Annotated in this window: 20 protein-coding genes; 17 read left to right on the top strand and 3 right to left on the bottom strand. The window is 43.6% G+C overall.

What is annotated here, in order from left to right; translation table 11 throughout:
- The first annotated feature begins 155 nt into the window (after nt 1-155).
- From trxB to ACZ07B_RS14290, 7 genes are all read left to right on the top strand, one after another.
- The gene (gene trxB / locus ACZ07B_RS14320; RefSeq protein ID WP_003228139.1) at nt 156-1,106 is read left to right on the top strand and encodes a thioredoxin-disulfide reductase; all 951 of its coding nucleotides are present in this window, start codon (nt 156-158) and stop codon (nt 1,104-1,106) included.
- 318 nt (nt 1,107-1,424) lie between these two features.
- Complete coding sequence (locus ACZ07B_RS14315; RefSeq protein ID WP_010886622.1) at nt 1,425-1,901, top strand: 8-oxo-dGTP diphosphatase; 477 nt, start codon at nt 1,425-1,427, stop codon at nt 1,899-1,901.
- Nucleotides 1,902-1,925: 24 nt separating this feature from the next.
- On the top strand, nt 1,926-2,813 hold the full coding sequence (rapZ, locus tag ACZ07B_RS14310) for an RNase adapter RapZ (RefSeq protein ID WP_003243903.1): 888 nt from the start codon (nt 1,926-1,928) through the stop codon (nt 2,811-2,813).
- Nucleotide 2,814: 1 nt separating this feature from the next.
- Nucleotides 2,815-3,768 (top strand): gluconeogenesis morphogenetic factor, encoded by a 954-nt coding sequence (gene mgfK, locus ACZ07B_RS14305; protein WP_003244450.1) that lies wholly within the window; start codon nt 2,815-2,817, stop codon nt 3,766-3,768.
- 22 nt (nt 3,769-3,790) lie between these two features.
- Nucleotides 3,791-4,741, top strand: coding sequence for a DNA-binding protein WhiA (whiA, locus tag ACZ07B_RS14300; RefSeq protein ID WP_003228147.1), 951 nt, complete (start codon nt 3,791-3,793; stop codon nt 4,739-4,741).
- 23 nt (nt 4,742-4,764) lie between these two features.
- Nucleotides 4,765-5,022 carry an HPr family phosphocarrier protein gene (locus ACZ07B_RS14295; protein WP_003219835.1) on the top strand — a complete coding sequence of 86 codons (258 nt, stop codon included), beginning with the start codon at nt 4,765-4,767 and terminating at the stop codon, nt 5,020-5,022.
- Complete coding sequence (locus tag ACZ07B_RS14290; protein ID WP_134154534.1) at nt 5,023-5,787, top strand: arylamine N-acetyltransferase family protein; 765 nt, start codon at nt 5,023-5,025, stop codon at nt 5,785-5,787.
- A gap of 35 nt (nt 5,788-5,822) precedes the next feature.
- Here ACZ07B_RS14290 and ACZ07B_RS14285 read toward each other — a convergent pair whose 3' ends face one another.
- Nucleotides 5,823-6,032 carry a hypothetical protein gene (locus ACZ07B_RS14285; protein ID WP_134154532.1) on the bottom strand — a complete coding sequence of 70 codons (210 nt, stop codon included), beginning with the start codon at nt 6,030-6,032 and terminating at the stop codon, nt 5,823-5,825.
- 146 nt (nt 6,033-6,178) lie between these two features.
- Between ACZ07B_RS14285 and psdR the strand changes: the two genes are divergently transcribed.
- The 4 genes from psdR to psdB all read left to right on the top strand — a co-directional run bounded on the left by psdR (nt 6,179) and on the right by psdB (nt 10,733).
- Complete coding sequence (gene psdR / locus ACZ07B_RS14280) at nt 6,179-6,892, top strand: two-component system response regulator PsdR (RefSeq protein ID WP_015384738.1); 714 nt, start codon at nt 6,179-6,181, stop codon at nt 6,890-6,892.
- Nucleotides 6,886-7,956 carry a two-component sensor histidine kinase PsdS gene (psdS, locus tag ACZ07B_RS14275; RefSeq protein WP_134154530.1) on the top strand — a complete coding sequence of 357 codons (1,071 nt, stop codon included), beginning with the start codon at nt 6,886-6,888 and terminating at the stop codon, nt 7,954-7,956. Before psdR ends, psdS begins: the two co-directional genes overlap by 7 nt.
- 82 nt (nt 7,957-8,038) lie before the next feature.
- A complete protein-coding gene (gene psdA / locus ACZ07B_RS14270; RefSeq protein WP_003228167.1) occupies nt 8,039-8,818 on the top strand; it encodes a lantibiotic ABC transporter ATP-binding protein PsdA in 780 nt (259 codons plus the stop codon).
- Nucleotides 8,793-10,733: a lantibiotic ABC transporter permease PsdB gene (gene psdB, locus ACZ07B_RS14265; RefSeq protein WP_134154528.1), complete on the top strand. Its 1,941-nt coding sequence runs from the start codon at nt 8,793-8,795 to the stop codon at nt 10,731-10,733. Before psdA ends, psdB begins: the two co-directional genes overlap by 26 nt.
- A 37-nt stretch (nt 10,734-10,770) precedes the next feature.
- Here psdB and ACZ07B_RS14260 read toward each other — a convergent pair whose 3' ends face one another.
- The gene (locus tag ACZ07B_RS14260; RefSeq protein WP_464877345.1) at nt 10,771-11,748 is read right to left on the bottom strand and encodes a 2-hydroxyacid dehydrogenase; all 978 of its coding nucleotides are present in this window, start codon (nt 11,746-11,748) and stop codon (nt 10,771-10,773) included.
- Nucleotides 11,749-12,130: 382 nt separating this feature from the next.
- On the opposite strand from ACZ07B_RS14260, the gene ACZ07B_RS14255 reads away from it, so the two are divergent.
- On the top strand, nt 12,131-12,724 hold the full coding sequence (locus ACZ07B_RS14255) for a beta-class carbonic anhydrase (RefSeq protein WP_010886620.1): 594 nt from the start codon (nt 12,131-12,133) through the stop codon (nt 12,722-12,724).
- Between the two features lie 18 nt (nt 12,725-12,742).
- The gene (locus ACZ07B_RS14250) at nt 12,743-14,335 is read left to right on the top strand and encodes a SulP family inorganic anion transporter (protein ID WP_003244488.1); all 1,593 of its coding nucleotides are present in this window, start codon (nt 12,743-12,745) and stop codon (nt 14,333-14,335) included.
- 25 nt (nt 14,336-14,360) lie between these two features.
- On the opposite strand, the gene ACZ07B_RS14245 is transcribed toward ACZ07B_RS14250, so the two are convergent.
- Entirely contained in the window at nt 14,361-14,681 is a 321-nt protein-coding gene (locus ACZ07B_RS14245) for a MazG nucleotide pyrophosphohydrolase domain-containing protein (protein WP_003242570.1), read from the bottom strand.
- 116 nt (nt 14,682-14,797) lie between these two features.
- Between ACZ07B_RS14245 and ACZ07B_RS14240 the strand changes: the two genes are divergently transcribed.
- The 4 genes from ACZ07B_RS14240 (at nt 14,798) to mdxE (ending at nt 19,760) form a co-directional block, all read left to right on the top strand.
- Nucleotides 14,798-15,373: an LOG family protein gene (locus ACZ07B_RS14240; RefSeq protein ID WP_014665480.1), complete on the top strand. Its 576-nt coding sequence runs from the start codon at nt 14,798-14,800 to the stop codon at nt 15,371-15,373.
- Between the two features lie 205 nt (nt 15,374-15,578).
- Nucleotides 15,579-16,529, top strand: a complete 951-nt coding sequence (locus ACZ07B_RS14235) for a LacI family DNA-binding transcriptional regulator (protein ID WP_217002854.1) — start codon at nt 15,579-15,581, stop codon at nt 16,527-16,529.
- A gap of 112 nt (nt 16,530-16,641) precedes the next feature.
- Entirely contained in the window at nt 16,642-18,411 is a 1,770-nt protein-coding gene (gene mdxD / locus ACZ07B_RS14230) for a maltogenic alpha-amylase (RefSeq protein WP_464877344.1), read from the top strand.
- A gap of 95 nt (nt 18,412-18,506) precedes the next feature.
- The gene (gene mdxE, locus ACZ07B_RS14225) at nt 18,507-19,760 is read left to right on the top strand and encodes a maltodextrin ABC transporter substrate-binding protein MdxE (protein WP_464877343.1); all 1,254 of its coding nucleotides are present in this window, start codon (nt 18,507-18,509) and stop codon (nt 19,758-19,760) included.
- The last annotated feature ends 24 nt before the right edge of the window (nt 19,761-19,784 follow it).

Here is a 19,784-nt window from a genome sequence, read left to right as displayed (position 1 = left end):
GAAATACATTTAATCGCGGTTCGAAAAAAATGAGCAAAAAAATAGCGTATCACCATGAGATTTTATAGGATATGGGTAAGGAATACGTTTGATGGGGATTCTTATCTTATAAGAAAGAGCCCAAACTTGAAAAGATGGTTTAAGGAGTGAATAGTGTGTCAGAAGAAAAAATTTATGACGTGATTATAATCGGCGCGGGCCCTGCTGGGATGACGGCCGCTGTATACACATCAAGAGCGAATTTATCGACATTAATGATTGAAAGAGGAATTCCTGGCGGACAAATGGCCAATACGGAAGATGTAGAAAACTATCCTGGATTCGAAAGTATCCTTGGGCCTGAGCTTTCTAACAAAATGTTTGAACATGCGAAAAAGTTCGGCGCTGAATACGCTTATGGCGATATTAAAGAAGTCGTTGACGGCAAAGAGTATAAAGTAGTCAAAGCCGGTTCAAAGGAATATAAAGCGCGTGCCGTCATCATTGCTGCAGGTGCGGAGTATAAAAAAATCGGCGTGCCTGGCGAAAAAGAATTGGGCGGACGCGGTGTATCTTATTGTGCAGTATGTGACGGCGCTTTCTTTAAAGGCAAAGAACTAGTCGTTGTTGGCGGCGGAGATTCCGCGGTTGAAGAAGGCGTATATCTGACTCGTTTCGCTTCAAAAGTAACGATTGTTCACAGACGTGATAAACTCCGTGCTCAAAGTATTCTTCAAGCGAGAGCATTTGATAATGAAAAAGTTGACTTCCTATGGAACAAAACCGTGAAGGAAATTCATGAGGAAAACGGCAAAGTCGGTAACGTAACGCTTGTCGATACGGTAACCGGTGAAGAAAGTGAATTCAAAACAGACGGCGTATTCATTTACATCGGCATGCTTCCTCTGTCTAAACCGTTTGAAAACCTGGGCATTACGAATGAAGAAGGCTATATCGAAACAAACGACCGCATGGAGACAAAGGTTGAAGGGATTTTCGCTGCCGGAGACATCCGCGAAAAATCACTGCGCCAAATCGTAACGGCTACAGGAGACGGAAGTATTGCGGCGCAAAGCGTACAGCATTATGTTGAAGAGCTTCAAGAAACGCTGAAAACCTTAAAATAAAAAGGGCTGTCATACGAGTTTCACATTACGTTACTGGGTTTTAATTCCGTTGTAACACATGTGTAATGCTTTTCGGTTATGATTAATAAAGTAATTGACCCCCTTTTTATAATGAATACACTTTTTTGGCACGGATTCTCCAGTTATCCGTGTCCTTTTTTTGTCCATAAATAAAAGATGAATGCCAGTTACAGCAAAATCTTCTGAATTAAGGAATGAATATGCTGTAAAATAGAAGAAAAGATTGTCAATGTCTCTTCATTGTGGGAGGCATCTTGAAGCGGTATAATAAAGAGACGATGACAGGACGAAGGTTAGGTGACGTACTTGCAAAGAGTGACAAATTGTGTGCTTCAGACGGATGACAAAGTTCTTCTGCTTCAAAAGCCGAGACGCGGATGGTGGGTCGCGCCGGGAGGCAAGATGGAGAGCGGAGAATCAGTCAGAGACTCCGTCATCAGAGAGTACAGAGAAGAGACTGGTATCTATATCATAAATCCTCAATTAAAAGGCGTTTTTACCTTTATTATTAAAGACGGTGACCACATTGTCTCCGAGTGGATGATGTTTACGTTTGTCGCTGATTCATATACAGGACAAAATGTATCAGAATCAGAGGAAGGCAAACTGCAGTGGCACGATGTCAATGACATTCAGAACCTGCCTATGGCCCCTGGAGACGGCCATATCCTTGATTTTATGATGAAGGGACAAGGGCTGCTGCACGGCACATTTACGTATACACCGGAATTTGAGCTGCTAAGTTATCGTTTAGACCCGCAGCACATCAAATAGAAAGACAAGTCAGGGGGGAGAAAGATGAGTGTTAGTGAATCACATGATATTCAGCTTGTCATTATAACCGGAATGTCGGGAGCGGGGAAAACTGTCGCCATTCAAAGCTTTGAAGATCTCGGCTATTTCTGCGTCGATAATCTTCCGCCTTCATTGCTTCCGAAGTTTTTAGAGCTGATGAAGGAATCAAATTCGAAAATGAGCAAAGTTGCGCTCGTGATGGATCTACGCGGCCGCGAATTTTTTGACCGGCTGATTGAAGCGCTGGATGAAATGGCCGAAAATCCGTGGATCACACCGCGAATTTTATTCCTGGACGCGAAGGATTCCATTCTCGTCACAAGATATAAAGAAACGAGACGCTCGCATCCTTTGGCAGCGACTGGCCTGCCGCTTGAAGGCATCGCGCTGGAACGAGAGCTGCTTGAGGAATTAAAAGGCCGCTCTCAAATCATTTACGATACGTCTGACATGAAGCCGCGTGATTTGCGTGAAAAAATCGTGAAGCACTTTGCGACAAACCAAGGAGAGACATTTACCGTGAATGTCATGTCATTTGGTTTTAAATACGGTATTCCAATTGATGCAGATCTCGTCTTTGATGTCAGATTTTTGCCGAATCCGTACTATATCGAAAGCATGCGGCCGCTGACTGGCAAGGATAAAGAGGTTTCCTCTTACGTCATGAAGTGGAATGAAACACAAAAGTTCAATGAGAAATTAATTGATCTGCTGAGCTTTATGCTTCCATCTTACAAAAGAGAAGGAAAAAGCCAGGTTGTCATTGCGATCGGCTGCACAGGGGGCCAGCACCGCTCTGTGACATTAGCCGAGAATTTAGCTGATTATTTCAAAAAGGATTACTATACTCATGTTACTCACCGGGACATTGAAAAGAGAAGCCGGAAATAAGATGGGACAAAAGCCGAAAATCGCAATCTTTGGCGGCGGTACAGGTCTTTCTGTATTGCTTAGGGGCTTAAAGCATAAACCTGTTGACATCACGGCCATTGTAACAGTTGCCGATGATGGGGGAAGCTCTGGCCGTCTGCGGAATGAACTGAAAATTCCGCCTCCCGGAGACATCAGAAATGTGCTTGCCGCTTTATCCGATGTGGAGCCGCTTGTTGAAGATCTTTTTCAGCACCGCTTCAATAAAGGGAATGACTTAACAGGCCATTCTCTCGGGAATTTGATTTTGGCAGCGATGACAAATATAACCGGTGATTTTTTTCACGCTGTCACAGAAATGAGCAAGGTGCTGAATGTAAGAGGAAAGGTTTTGCCGGCTGCCAATGCCAGTGTCGTTTTGCATGCTGAGATGGAAGACGGCCGCGTGGTCTCAGGCGAGTCAACGATCCCGGAATACGGACAGCGTATTAAGCGTGTTTTTCTCACGCCTGAACAGATTGATCCGCTGCCGGAAACAATAGACGTGATCAGGGAAGCGGATTTGATTATTATCGGCCCGGGAAGCCTCTATACAAGCATTCTTCCCAATTTGCTCGTCCCAAAAATCGGGGAAGAAGTGATAAAGGCGCCGGCGAAAAAAGTATACATTTGCAACGTGATGACTCAGCCCGGCGAAACGCTCCATTACACCGCTGCTGATCATGTGAAAGCGCTCAATCAGCATATGGGCTGCGGTTTTATTGATACGATATTAGTAAACAGTGAAGACATTCCCGACGAAATAAAGCGTAAGTACGAAATGGAATCGGCGCGTCCTGTTGATTTTGATATCGAAGAACTGAAAGCGATGGGGCTTGAAGTCATCAGAGATCAAATTGTAACGTATAAAAATGACGTAATACGTCACGATACACATAAAGTGGCCTCTCTTCTTGTTGATTTACTGAAAGAATGAAGCCTTGAAATGAGGTGGCTATATGTCATTTGCATCAGAAACAAAAAAAGAATTAACGAATCTGGAAGTGAAGGACTGCTGCATTAATGCCGAGCTGTCTGCACTCATTCGGATGAATGGAGCTTTATCATTTACAAACCGCCATCTCGTACTCGATGTTCAAACCGAAAACGCGGCGATTGCCCGCCGCATCTATACATTGCTGAAAAAACAATATGATGTGTCGGTCGAGCTGCTGGTCAGAAAGAAAATGCGGCTGAAAAAGAATAACGTCTATATTGTGCGTTTTTCAGAAAATGCAAAAACGATCTTAGAGGATTTAAAAATACTCGGGGAGAACTTTGTGTTTGAACGAAGTATTTCGAAAGAGCTGGTTAAAAAGAGGTGCTGCAAGCGTTCTTATATGAGAGGAGCATTTTTGGCAGGAGGTTCGGTCAATAACCCGGAAACCTCCTCGTATCATTTAGAAATCTTCTCTCTTTATAAGGAGCATAACGATTCATTATGTGACCTGTTAAATGAGTTTCAGTTAAACAGCAAAACGCTTGAACGGAAAAAAGGCTACATTACCTATTTAAAAGAGGCTGAAAAGATTACAGAGTTTCTGAACGTAATCGGCGCTCACAATTCGCTTCTGCGATTTGAGGATGTCAGAATCGTTCGGGACATGAGAAATTCGGTCAACCGCCTTGTCAATTGTGAAACAGCCAACTTAAACAAAACGATCGGCGCATCGCTGAGACAGGTGGAAAATATTAAATACATCGATGAAAGAATCGGCCTGGAGGCGCTGCCTGAAAAACTTCGGGAAATTGCGCAGCTTCGGATTGATTATCAGGAAGTGACGCTGAAAGAGCTGGGGGAAATGGTAGCAAGCGGGAAAATCAGCAAATCAGGGATCAATCACAGGCTGAGAAAACTTGACGAAATCGCAGAACAGCTGCGGACAGGGCAAACCGTCACTTTAAAATAACCGTAAAGAAAAGGGGAGATCTTATGGTTCAACAGAAAGTGGAAGTTCGATTAAAGACAGGACTGCAAGCACGTCCTGCTGCTTTGTTTGTACAAGAAGCAAACCGGTTTACGTCAGATGTGTTTCTTGAGAAGGATGGGAAAAAAGTAAACGCCAAAAGCATCATGGGGCTGATGAGCCTTGCGGTAAGCACAGGCACTGAGGTTACCTTGATTGCCCAGGGAGAAGATGAACAAGAGGCCCTGGAGAAGCTGGCTGCTTACGTTCAAGAAGAAGTTTAGGTGATAAAAATGAGTGACTTTCTAAAAGACTGCTTTCAGAAAATCGGCTGGGAGAAAGACCATGTCAGCTTTGGCGATCTTCCCCTTTTTCTCAAAGCAATGGCATACCGTTTTCCATTCGAAAACCGTGCCGTACTTGCAAAAGAGAATTATAGGGTAACAAAAGAAGATCTATGGCGCCGTCTGCTCAAAGATCAGCACGGTGGCCTATGCTACGATCTAAATGGTTTCCTTTATTTTGTTTTGCGTGAGGCCGGGTTTCATGTGAAGCTTATTCGAGGAACGGTTTATGCAGGCGATCAAGAGGGATGGGCATTAGAAGGGACGCATGCTGCTGTATGGCTGTCTGCGGAAAACGGCGATTACCTCGTTGATATCGGCTTCGGCATCAACCTGGCGCTCCAGCCGATACCGCTTTCCGGAGAAACGGTACAGTCACCAGTCGGGTTATTCCGAATCAAAAAGGAAGAGACAGAAAAGGGCAGCCATGTTCTGCTGATGGACAAAGGAGAAGGCTGGCAAATTGGGTACGCCTTTACCCTTGAAGAGAGTGATCTCGGTGATTTAGATAACATGAAGGACATCATTCACTCTCATGAAAAATCTCCTTTTAACAAATCCCTGCTTGCCTCAAAGCTGACGCCGAGCGGAAGGATGGTCATGTCAGAGCGCCATTTTACGATTTATGAAAACGGCGGTAACATTCAAAAAAGCGACATCGGCCCTTCAGGATTTGAAGAGAAATTAAATACTCATTTTTTGTAACGTGAAAAGCTTGCAGGTTATCTGCAAGCTTTTTCTTATGAACAAGTATTGATTGCTGTATCAAATGCATCTTCTGGGATATACAGTTTTCCCTTTTCGTATTTATAAGGAATTTCATTCTCTTTAAAGCACTCTTTGGTATAGTCAGTTAGTGTATCCCCAATTTCTATGTATTTCCCGGTATAGTTGGGCTGACATGCTGAAAGAATTGACGTCATTACCAGAAACAGCATGATTTTCTTCATCACGACACCTGCCTATTATGAAAATTTTACCTTTATTATTCTATCACAACGAAAAGAAAAAGACCGATTTACTATTTCGCACATGCTATAATAATTTTGGAATCTTCTAGAAAAATCATCGTGATGTACATATAAGGGGGATCAACGTGTATCGGATTTTGCTTGTGGAAGATGATGAGCGGATTGCTTCTTTGCTGGGCGGTCATCTTCAAAAATACGGATATGAAGTGAAAATTGCTGAACAGCTGAATGATATAAAATTGGAATTTGCAGAAATGAAGCCTGATCTTGTGCTGCTTGATATCAACCTGCCTTTTTTTGACGGGTTTTATTGGTGCAGGCAAATCCGTACCATTTCCAATGCGCCGATTATCTTTATATCGGCACGGACCGATGAGCTGAATCAGGTAATGGCGATTGAAAATGGCGGCGATGATTATATCACAAAGCCGTTTCATCTAGAGGTAGTGATGGCCAAAATCAAAAGCGTCCTGCGCCGCACATATGGTGAATATTCGCCCTCTTTGCCGCAGGAATCTAGAATAGTGGAGCTTGGCGGGCTGACGATTTATCCTGATCAAAATGAGGCCGAATGGAACAGCTCCCGTATTCTGTTTTCCCAAAAAGAATTTCAGCTTCTCTCTATTTTTGTGAGGGAGCATAAAAAAATTGTCTCTCGTGATGAACTATTGGAGGCGTTATGGGATGACGTTGATTTTGTCGATGACAATACGTTAACGGTCAATGTCAACCGGCTGCGGAGAAAACTGGAGAATGCCGGACTGAAAGATTGCATTTCCACAATCAGAGGACAAGGCTATCAATTTCAAGTCAATCGGAAGGATGAAGCGGAGTGTTAAAGACGTATCTCATCGACCGCTTAGCCATTATTCTATTTTCATTATTAGGGATAGGATCCGCCATGCTGATTGCGTATTTAAGCATTATCGAGAGCGGCGCAGAACCTTCCAAAGAAAATATGATATACATATGGATTTTGCCCGGTACTCTTTTAGCCGCAGGTTTTGCTTCTGATTATGTTCGGCAATTTTCCTTTCTCACATATGTTAAAAAGCTTGCAGAACAAGCCTCTTCTTCGAATGACATCGGACAGTCTTTGAAAGCCAGAAAGCCAAGAACAGGAGAGCAAGCGCTTTGGACGAAAATGATCAACGCACTCGGGCAGCAATACGAAAGCAGGCTCTCACAATATATCAATCAGCAAAAACAGCATTATACCTTCACCAACCAATGGGTCCACCATATGAAAACACCGGTATCCGTCATATCCTTAATGATTCAGGAAGGAAAAAACGGAACTTCATCCTCTTTTCCGACGTTTTTAGAGGAGCTGGAGGATGAGAATGAGAGATTTCGCCACGGTCTTGATATGATGCTGCAAACGGCCCGGCTGGAGGAATTTGCATTTGATGTAAAGCCGCAAACCTTTGATTTGGCAGAAATGGTTCGTTCACTGATCAATCAGGAAAAACGTCAGTTTATTAAACGGCGCCTTTTTCCAACATTACATGTGCCGCCAAATGCCGTTCAGATTTCCAGTGATCAAAAGTGGCTTTCCTTTGTTGTTGAGCAAATCCTTTTCAACGCCTTAAAATATTCAAAGCAAGGTGTGGGAGACCCTATTACAATCCGGATTGAAACACAGGGACATGAGACGCGATTGTCGGTTGCCGACGAAGGAATCGGCATACCGCCGCAGGATCTGCCGCGGATTTTTGACGCGTTTTTTACCGGAGAAAACGGACGAACCATGAAAGAGGCAACTGGAATGGGCCTTTATTTAGCAAAACAGGTGTGCAGCCGTCTCGGCCATAAGCTGTATGCGGAATCAAAAGAAGGGGCTGGCACTGTGATGACCATCGTGTTTTCAAGTGACACCCTCGTGAATGTGACAGCATTGTAAGATTGGGGAGCGGAATTGCAAGAAAGTTCGATGGGAGGATGCTGACTTCCTTTTTATAATAAAGAAAAAGGAGGAGCAGAACATGAACGTGTTGCAAACAACGAACCTATCGAAAACATACTATTCAAATAAAGGAACAATATCATACCAAGCGCTCAGCGCCTTTGATCTTAGTGTGTCAAAAGGAGAATTTGTCGGGATTATGGGGCCGTCGGGAAGCGGAAAAACCACGCTCCTGAATTTGCTGGCTACCATTGATAAGCCGACCCAGGGCGAGATGATGATCAACGGCATTCAGCCGAAAACGTTAAAGGACCAAGAGCTGGCTTTGTTTCGCAGAAGAGAACTCGGCTTCGTCTTTCAGGATTTTAATCTGCTTGATACGCTGACGATTCGTGAAAATATTCTCTTGCCGCTCGCATTGGATAAGGTAAAGCTGAGAGAAATGGAAGCCCGATTGGATGAACTGGCGGATACGCTGCAAATAAAGCATATTCTCGATCACCGCACATATGAGGTGTCGGGCGGACAGCAGCAGCGGGCAGCTTGTGCCAGAGCGATTATTCACAATCCGGCGCTCATTCTTGCCGATGAACCGACAGGAAACCTCGACTCAAAATCGGCAAAGCAAGTGATGAACACACTGGCTCAGCTGAATGAGGAAAAGGAAGCGACGATTCTGTTGGTTACGCATGATGCCACAGCAGCAAGTTTCTGTAAACGAATTGTTTTTATTAAAGACGGACGTTTCTTTTCAGAGATTCACAGAGGAACAAACAGGCAGGTGTTTTATCAAAGTATATTGGATACCCTGAGTGTGTTGGGAGGCGATTTTCATGAATTTGAGAACTATCGCCCGTAAAAACATTCTTGGGAATCTGCAACGGTATGTGGCCTACTTTTTAAGCTGTGTGTTTGCCGTTTCGGTGTTTTTTGTCTTCACATCATTTATTTTTCATCCTGATGTCAATGAAGACAATATATATGGCGGAAGCCTTGTCAAAATATGCTTGAGCGCAGCTCTTGTCGTCATCATTGTGTTTTGTATATTTTTCATCACATATTCCAATTCAGCGTTTTTGCAGGCAAGAAAGAAAGAGTTTGGGCTGCTGACACTGTTTGGCACATCAAAGCAGCAGCTTCGCAAGATGATTTATTATGAGCAGTCACTTATTTCTCTTGCGGCGATTGCGGCCGGCATTGGAGCAGGCCTGTTATTTTCAAAACTGTTTTTTATGATCATGACATGGATGCTCAGCGTGAAGGTGCCGATTTCGTTTGCCATTGTGCCGAAAGCGTTTGTGATGACAATTGCCGGCTTTCTCATCCTGTTTCAGACGCTGCTCATTTTATCACTGGGACGGATTCGGAAGCTGGAAATCATTGAACTGATTAAATCGGCCAAAAAGCCGAAAAGTTTGCCAGTTTATTCGAAATGGCTCACTGTATTGTCTTTGCTATGTCTTGGCAGCGGTTATTATCTATCTGCAACAGCCAATGCAATTGACATGATGTTTCGGGTATTTCCAATTTTGATTTTAGTGTTAATTGGCACGTATTTCTTTTTTACCCAAAGCAGTGTGGCGTTTTTCCGCATGCTGTACCGAAAGAAACACAGCTTCTACAAAGGCACGAATATCATTGTGCGTTCCAACATGATATTCAGGCTGAAGGATCATGCACGCATGCTGTTTTTAACCTCTGTCATTACAGCGGTCATATTAACAGCTACAGGTGTCATCTATATGTTTTATTCCGATTTACAAAGGCAGGAGGAGCAAAGCATTCCTCAGTCTGTTTCCTGGGTGGAAAAGGATGCTTCCCGCTTTCAGGTCATGAAGCCTGAGACAGCTGAGAATACATTGAAAAAAGCTCATGCTGTTATCAAGTATAAGGTGGATGCCACAGGGATTCCTGTCACTTTTCAGTCAGACTTGCCGTATGGAAATAAGAAGATGGAAGCGGAAGCTCTGCTGATTTCAGAAAAAGTCTATAATCAAGTCGCAAAGGAAAAAGGGTTCCCAGTTATTCATTTACAAGAAAATGAAGCATTTATTAATGTTTCTTTTCAAATGATGGTGAAAGACACATTTGGAGAAGGGGAAACAGCAGCATTTCATATGAAGTCAGGAAAAACCCTTTCCTACGTCATGAAAAAGCAGCAAAACAAAGGGATATTGATGTCTGTCGATGGAGTCAGCCGTTTATTGGTTGTCAGCGAAAAGAGCTTTGACAGTCTGTCACAGGATGTGCCGCTGAAGGAACAGATGAGAATGGTAGGTTATGAGCTTGAGCATTGGCAGGAGACGGTGGATGTCTCTGAAAAGCTTGAAAACATGGTGCCGAAAGAACATACATCTGATTTTCAAACACGTGCTCCCAGTTATCAAATTGTAAAGCAGGGAGTTGCATTAATGCTGTTTATTGGTCTGTTTGTCAGCGTGCTGTTTTTTATCGTGCAAGGAAGCATGCTGTATTTGCGGATGTTTACGGAAATAGAAGATACGAGAGTGCAGGTGTTAGCCTTAAAAAGGATAGGGGTTACGGACAAAGAGATTCACTCGATCCTTGGAAAGCAAATAGGATTTTTATTCTTCATCCCATTTATCGCAGGTACGATTCACGCGGGCTTTGCGTATGCAGCGTTAAGTAATATGCTGAATTCCAATTTATTTCTTGAGGCCGTAATTGTCATCTTCATTTATTTTGTATTCCAAGCTCTTTATTATATCGTTACCCGTCATATTTATAAGCGTGCTGTTCTTCAGCGTATGTAATATGAAATCCGGTCTGTTATCAGACCGGATTTTTGATTTATTGAAATTCTCTTGAAAGATTTTTCGGTGTTTGTCCTTGAATGGCTGCGATCATATTTTCGGCGGCCTGTTTGCACATGTTGAAGCGCACTTTAGCTGTTGCTGAACCGATATGAGGAAGCAGCGTGACATTATCCAGCTGCAGGAGCGGATTATCTTGGGTGACAGGCTCTTTTTCGTATACATCTAAGCCGGCTCCCCTGATCCAGCCTTCCTGAAGAGCGCGAATCAGTGCTTTTTCATCAACTGTCTTTCCCCGGGAAATATTGACGAAAATTGCTGAATCCTTCATCAACTTAAATTCGCGTTCTCCTATCATGTGATAGGTTTCATCAGTCAGCGGCGTAATGAGAAGAATAAAATCAGATTGCTCCAGCAATGTATCAAGCTCTGCATACTTAACGCCGATGCTGTCTTCTGTTTCTTGTTTGCGATGTCGGTTATGATAAAGCACTTCCATATCAAAACCAAATTTGGCGCGTCTCGCTGCTTGTTCTCCAATTCTGCCCATGCCGATAATGCCTAACGTTTGATGATGAACATCAATTCCGAAAAGCGCTTCCTCTTCCACGGTCCCCCATTTTCCTGCTCTGACAAAACGGTCCAGTTCGGCAACACGTCTGGCGGAAGATAGAATCAGTGAAAAAGCCAGATCTGCAACTGTGTCATCCAGTGTATAAGGTGTATGAGTCCCGACGACTCCTCTTTCTTTCATTGCTTCTATATCGAAGTTATCGTAGCCTACTGATTGGTTGCTGACCACTTTGAGTTTAGGCGCGTGTTCCAGCAACTCACGATTGATTGACGGTCCGGACGTCCCTGATGTTAAAAGCCCCTCCGCTTCTTTTAATTTTTCAAATAGCACGTCACTCGGAAGCGTATCCTCCTGCCATACTTCATAACGGCAATGTTCACCGATGAATGCTTCAATCTCTTCAGGAATCGGTTTTGTGATAAATACAAATGGTTTCAACAAGGCTCCCCCTTTATGGCTGTTGTCTAATTCATTATATCGGAAATAAATAGATGTTAAAAATATAGCTGCGTTTTTTAAATTTCTGGTTCTTTTGAACTTAAAATGAAGATCGAACAGCTAAATCTGCTTAAAAAAGTTTTTTAATTATCAGAATTCACCCATATTTTTTGTCAGACAAATCATCGATATGCGAACTGCAGCCGGATTATAGGATGCATTAAATATAAATTTTATTATCTTTGAAAGATATAAATGTTTATGTTTTGATTCTACAGTCCAATTATAGTGTCTTTTTTTGAAAGCCTTTTCTTGGCTTATTCCTATGCTATAATTCCTTACTGTAAGCTGGGTAAGAAGGCTTGCAAAATCATATGGATGGGAGATGAATCAAATGGTTTCTTTAACATCAATTTTGGAACACAATCAGCGGTTTGTCAGTGAGAAGAAGTATGAACCGTACAAAACGACAAAGTTTCCTTCGAAAAAGCTCGTCATTGTCACCTGTATGGATACAAGGCTTACAGAACTTCTTCCGCAAGCAATGGGGCTTAAAAACGGTGATGCTAAAATTGTAAAAAACGCGGGAGCCATCGTTTCTCACCCATTTGGAAGCGTGATGCGAAGCATACTGGTCGCGATTTATGAATTGCAGGCTGAAGAGGTATGCATTGTCGGCCATCATGAATGCGGAATGTCAGGGCTGAATGCGTCCTCGATTCTTGAGAAAGCAAAGGAACGCGGGGTGGAGGATAGCTGCCTGAATTTGCTGACGAGCGCCGGACTCGATTTGAAAACGTGGCTGACCGGTTTTCACAGCGTGGAAGAAAGCGTTTCCCACAGTGTGAACATGATTAAGAATCATCCACTGCTTCCGAAAAAAGTGCCGGTTCACGGACTTGTCATTCATCCTGAAACAGGAAAACTTGATGTGGTCATTAACGGTTATGAAACTGAGCTTATAAACAATCACTCATAAGGGAGGTTATAACAAAATATGCGATTCTCAGGGAGATTCAAGGGATACAATTTGCAGAAATTTCAGAAAGACTTGATTGCAGGTATCGTAGTAGGTGTCGTGGCAATTCCTTTAGGAATGGCGTTTGCCATTGCCTCGGGAGTCGAGCCTGAATATGGGCTATACACTGTTGTTATAGCAGGGATTTGTATTTCTTTGTTTGGAGGATCAAAATATCAGATTGGCGGTCCGACGGGCGCCTTTGTCCCGATTTTATTCGGCATTATCATGCAGTACGGCTTGGAAAATCTGCTGATTGCGGGGTTTATGGCAGGAGTGATGCTGGTACTGTTTGGGCTGTTTAAGCTCGGAAAAATAATGAAATTCGTGCCCAAACCCGTTATCGTCGGTTTTACAGCCGGAATTGCCGTGCTGATCTTTACGGAACAAATCGCTAATTTTCTCGGATTGAGAAATGTTGAAAAACATGAGAACTTTCATCACAACATGTTTGAAATTGTGCAGCAGCTCGGCACCTTTAACGTGTATGCCATTTTGACAGCTGTGATCGGGCTCGTCATTTTGCTTGTATCCGCCAAGGTGATGCCTAAAGTGCCGGGCGCTTTGTTGGCGCTTCTTATTTCCACAGTGGTCGCGGTTGTCTTTTTCCCTGACCGCATGGCAACGATCGGGTCAACTTATGGAGAAATCCCCCGCCATTTGCCGGAATTTCAGTTTCCTGAGCTTACTTTGGATAAAATGGTTATGCTGTTTCCAGCTGCGCTTGTCATCGCGCTTCTTGGAGGACTTGAGTCGATTTTGTCCGCAATGGTCGCTGATAACATGAAGGGCTCAAAGCATGACAGCAACAAGGAGCTTGTCGGCCAGGGGATTGCGAATATGGCAGCGCCCCTGTTTGGCGGAATCCCGGCTACAGGAGCGATTGCGAGAACGGCGACCAATATAAAAAACGGAGCGGTTTCCCCAGTTTCCGGCGTCGTTCACGGCGTAGTCGTTCTCCTTGTCCTGCTTGTATTTGCGCCTTATGCGTCCCATGTGCCGCTCGCCAGTATGGCACCGATTCTCATGGTGGTCGCATGGAATATGAGTGAGCGCAAGGAAGTCGCAAACATGCTGAGACTGAAAAATGCTGATTCCTTTATTTTGGCGGCGACCTTCGCCCTTACGGTTCTTTTTGACTTAATCATCGGTGTGGCAACCGGATTGCTGCTTGCATTCGTGTTCTTTATCAGAAGAATGAGCGAAGCGACCCGCATCCACAATCAGGAAACGCATCCTGTTCTGGCGAAGAGAGAAGATCCATCTGTCAGCATGTATGCCATAGAAGGGCCGCTGTTTTTCGGATCAATTGATTCCCTTGAATCGTCATTGCTGGAGCATGTACAGAAAAAACCGAAAACCCTTATTCTGCTCATGAATAAGGTGCACTATATGGATACGTCAGCTGAAGCGGTGCTTGGGAACATTATGAATCGAATTAAACGCCACAATGGAAAGCTGATGATTGTAGGATTGCAATCGCAGCCAAAGGAGCTGCTGCATAAAACAGGCCTTTTTCACAAAATAGGAAAGCAGCATTTCTTTGATCACCATGATGAAATCACAGGTTAAAAAAGCGGCCATCGCGGCCGCTTTTTTATGCATGCTCAAATCGTTTTGTCAGTTTTTCTTGGTGGGCCTTCATGACGTCTTCTAAAGAGACACCATACATATCAGCAAGAATGGCGATATTTCCGATGACATCTCCCATTTCTTCAATCAATTCTTGTTTTTGCTCAGCGCGTGACGATTCTTTCTCATCCGGCCGGTCTCTGCCGATTTCATACGCCCTGACAGCCCGGGCCAATTCTCCGGCTTCCTCCATTAAAAAGCCGACGCGAATAAAAGGTCCGTATTCTGTCCAGCCTCTTTTTTCGTAAAACTCTTTCATCCATTTTTCTGCATCAGCCAGCTGCAACCTCATCACTCCTGCATTCTTTATGTATTTCATATTGATATTATCACATGAAGATGGGACAATATATAGTGTGTTTTTGAATGTTTAACACGATATATAGATGCGGAGATGACAAGATGAAAACCATTTGTGTATTTGCGGGATCAAACCCTGGGGGAAATGAAGCGTATAAAAGAAAAGCGGCAGAGCTTGGCACGTACATGGCTGAGCAGGGAATCGGCCTTGTCTATGGAGGCTCCCGCGTCGGCTTGATGGGCACGATTGCTGACGCGATTATGGAAAACGGCGGAACTGCAATCGGGGTCATGCCGAGCGGTTTGTTCAGCGGGGAGGTTGTCCATCAAAACCTGACTGAGCTGATTGAAGTAAACGGGATGCATGAACGAAAGGCTAAAATGAGCGAGCTGGCGGACGGCTTTATCTCGATGCCGGGCGGCTTCGGTACATATGAAGAATTATTTGAAGTGCTGTGCTGGGCACAGATCGGCATCCACCAAAAGCCAATCGGACTGTATAATGTAAACGGGTATTTTGAGCCAATGATGAAAATGGTGAAATACAGCATTCAAGAAGGGTTTTCTAACGAATCGCACCTAAAACTGATTCACAGCTCGTCACGGCCGGATGAGTTAATTGAGCAAATGCAAAATTATTCTTATCCGATTTTAGAAAAAAAGTGGACAGAAATTTAAAAAAGAGACTTTCTCATGGAAGTGGAGAGAATGAGTCAGCAACCTAGCGTATGAATTCATGAAAAATCGAGTGTTTTTAACAAAGTGAGGTTTCCTTAAGGGAAATCTCTTTTTTATTTCTCTTTTGCCTGCATCGTATATTTAGCAGTAATAGAGGACTTTATCACTAGTTTGGATAATAAGCACTGATAAGGAGGGGATGAAAATGGCAACATTGTCAGATGTAGCGAAAAAAGCAAATGTTTCGAAAATGACGGTATCACGAGTGATCAATCACCCTGAGACGGTGACAGATGAATTGAAAAAGCTTGTTCATTCTGCGATGAAAGAGCTGAATTACATCCCTAATTATGCGGCGAGAGCGCTCGTGCAAAACAGAACACAGGTTGTGAAACTATTGATACTTGAGGAAATGGATACGACAGAGCCATATTACATGAACCTGCTGACAGGAATCAGCAGGGAGCTGGATCGCAATCACTATGCTCTCCAGCTTGTGACAAGAAATTCTCTTAATATTGGCCAATGTGACGGCATTATTGCCACCGGCTTGAGAAAGACCGATTTTGAAGGTGTAATAAAAGCTTTTGAGAAGCCGCTCGTCGTATTTGGGCAAAATGAAATGGGCTATGACTTTATCGATGTGAATAACGAGAAAGGCACTTTTATGGCAACCCGCCATGTTATGGGGCTGGGGGAGCGGGAAGTTGTCTTTTTTGGCATTGATTTAGATGAGCCATTCGAACGTGCAAGAGAACAGGGGTACATACGGGCGATGAATAAAAGCTTAAAAAAATCGAATATGTTTCGGATCGACAACAGTTCTAAGAAAAGTGAATGCCTTGCAAGAGAACTGCTGAAATCCATGGACGATCAGGCCGCATTTGTCTGCGCATCTGATCGAATCGCGCTCGGCGTCATTCGTGCGGCGCAATCCCTTGGAAAGAGAATTCCAGAAGACGTTGCGGTTACCGGGAATGACGGTGTGTTTCTTGATCGCATCTCCTCGCCGCGCTTGACTACGGTCAGACAGCCTGTTGTTGAAATGGGGGAAGCCTGTGCGAAAATGTTGCTGAAAAAAATGAATGAAGACGGCGCTGCACAAGGAAGTCTATTTTTTGAACCAGAGTTAATTGTACGAGAATCAACGCTGTAAGCGCCTTATTCTGTTATCGGTAACAGGGTGAAAAGGATTGTTCCCACAATTTCATCATGATACTTTCAAACTATGAGCCGGCTTCAATAAAACGGAAATCAAAGGGGGAAACATGATGGAATATGCAGCGATTCACCACCAGCCATTCAGCACAGATGCTTATTCATATGATGGGCGGACTGTGCATATCAAGATTCGGACGAAAAAAGGTGATGCAGATCACATTCGATTCATTTGGGGTGATCCCTATGAGTACAACGACGGCAAATGGTCGGCAAACGAGCAGCCGATGAGAAAAATTGCTGCAACAGAAATGCATGACTATTGGTTTGCTGAAGTGGTGCCGCCATTTAGGCGTTTACAATATGCGTTTGTTGTAACAGACGATCATGAAGACATCTTTTTCGGAAGTTCGGGTGTATGCCCTTATAACGAAAAAACACTGGAAACGATTCATTATTACTTTAAATTTCCGTTTGTTCACGAGGCTGATACATTTCAAGCGCCTGAATGGGTCAAGTCAACGGTTTGGTATCAAATTTTTCCGGAGCGTTTTGCAAATGGAAGAGAAGACTTGTCACCGAAGAATGCATTGCCGTGGGGGAGCAAGGACCCGGGCGTCAATGATTTTTTTGGAGGAGATTTGCAAGGGATTGTTGACAAGCTTGATTATTTAGAGGATTTAGGGGTGAACGGCATTTATCTGACGCCGATCTTTTCCGCGCCTTCTAATCATAAATACGACACGCTGGATTACTTTTCTATTGATCCGCATTTCGGGGATCCAGAGATTTTTCGTACATTGGTCAGCCAGCTTCATCAGCGGGGGATGAGAATTATGCTAGATGCGGTTTTTAACCATATAGGAAGCGCGTCTCCGCAATGGCAGGATGTCGTCAAAAACGGAGCTCGATCCCGCTATAAAGACTGGTTCCATATTCACTCTTTTCCCGTCACAGACGACAATTATGACAGGTTTGCTTTTACAGCTGATATGCCGAAGCTAAACACGGCTAATCCCGAAGTGCAGAAATATTTGCTTGATATTGCTTTGTACTGGATTCGCGAATTTGACATTGACGGCTGGCGTTTGGATGTCGCAAATGAAGTGGATCACGTGTTTTGGAAGACATTCAGGCAGGCTGTATCAGCAGAAAAGTCTGATGTTTATATTTTAGGTGAGATCTGGCATTCTGCCGAACCCTGGCTTAGAGGGGATGAATTTCATGCGGCGATGAACTACCCTTTTACAGAGCCCATGATTGAATACTTTGCTGACCAGACGATCTCAGCTTCACGTATGGCTCACCGTGTCAATGCACATTTGATGAATGGGATGAAGCAGGCCAATGAGGTGATGTTTAATTTACTGGATAGCCATGATACAAAGCGCCTTTTGACCAGATGCCGCAATGATGAGAAGAAAGCACGCGCGTTGCTGGCCTTTATGTTTGCCCAGACAGGCTCACCATGCATTTATTACGGAACGGAAATCGGGCTGAACGGCGAAAATGATCCATTATGCCGGAAATGTATGGTTTGGGAAAAAGAGAAGCAAAACCAAGACATGCTGCAATTTATGAAACGGTTAATTGCTTTACGCAAGCAGGAAAACACTTTATTGACAGAAGGAAATCTTGAGTGGAATCTGCTGGATGACCAAAACGATTTTATTAGCTTTTCACGGACTCTTGATGAAAAAATAATGATTTATTTCTTTAATCAAGGGAATGCGGTTCAACATGTCAGTTTACTGGATTTGAATATTGAAAGGAATAAGAGGATCTGTGATGCATGGACAGAGCAGCCGCTTCAGCATCAAGATGTCATTGCCGTTCAGCCGGGAGAATTTTTGATTTTGAGTGCTGCCGCCCCTGTATAACATTCTGTTATCGGTAACAAATCGAAAGTTGTTGTAACCGCTTTCTATAGGACAATACAATTGTTATAGTTTCGTAAATAGAAGGGGGAAAAGAGATGGTTCTTTTTAAAAAGGGGTTCGCCATATTGGCGGCATCATTTCTGGCAATCGGCCTTGCCGCCTGCTCAAGTTCAAAAAATCCAGCAAGCGCTGATGGCAAAAAGGTGCTGACTTTGTCTGTCGAAGAAACGTATAAAGAATACATTGAAAGCATAAAAACAAAGTTCGAAAAAGAGAATGATGTCACAGTAAAAATTGTTGAAAAGCAAATGTTCGAACAGTTAGAAGCGCTTCCTCTTGATGGCCCGGCGGGTAATGCGCCTGATGTTATGCTTGCTGCATATGACCGGATCGGCGGTTTGGGACAGCAAGGACATTTGCTTGACATTAAGCCATCTCATACAAAAAGCTTTGGTGATAAAGAAATGCAGCAGGTGACAGTTGACGGCAAAGTGTACGGAATGCCGCTAGTCATTGAGACACTTATTTTGTATTACAACAAAGATCTTTTAAAAACAGCGCCAAAAACATTTAAAGACCTTGAAAAGTTAACGGAAGATCCTCGATTCGCGTTTGCTTCGGAAAAAGGAAAATCAACCGGATTTTTAGCAAAATGGACTGACTTTTATATGTCGTACGGCTTATTGGCTGGATACGGCGGATATGTGTTTGGAAAAAACGGCACAGATTCCGGGGACATCGGCCTGAACAACAAAGGAGCTGTAGAAGCGGTGAAATATGCGGAGAAATGGTTTGAAACATATTGGCCGAAAGGAATGCAAGACAATTCAAGCGCAGACGACTTTATTCAGCAGATGTTTTTAGAAGGCAAAGCGGCTGCGATCATTGGCGGTCCTTGGTCAGCTGCCAATTATAAAGAGGCTAAATTGAACTACGGAGCGGCTCCCATTCCGACATTGCCCAATGGAGAAGAATATGCCCCTTTTGCGGGCGGGAAGGGCTGGGTAGCTTCAAAATATACAAAAGAACCCGAGCTGGCTGAAAAATGGCTTGAGTATGCCGCAAATGATGCCAATGCTTACGCTTTTTATCAGGATACAAACGAAGTTCCGGCCAACACAGCCGCCAGGAAGAAAGCCGATGAGCAAAAGAATGAGCTGACGTCAGCTGTGATTAAACAATATGAAACAGCGACGCCGACTCCAAATATTCCGGAAATGGCTGAAGTATGGACAGGAGCGGAAAGTTTAATTTTTGATGCAGCTTCAGGAAAAAAATCGACACAAACATCAGCGAATGATGCTGTAAACGTCATAAAGGAAAATATTAAAGAAAAGTATGTGAAATAAAACGGCGGGATAGCGTCCGGAAGA

The sequence above is a fragment of the Bacillus sp. 9.4 genome, from assembly GCF_055486415.1.
Note: the sequence above shows the minus strand (reverse complement) of the source record. Positions and strands in the feature narration are given on the sequence as shown.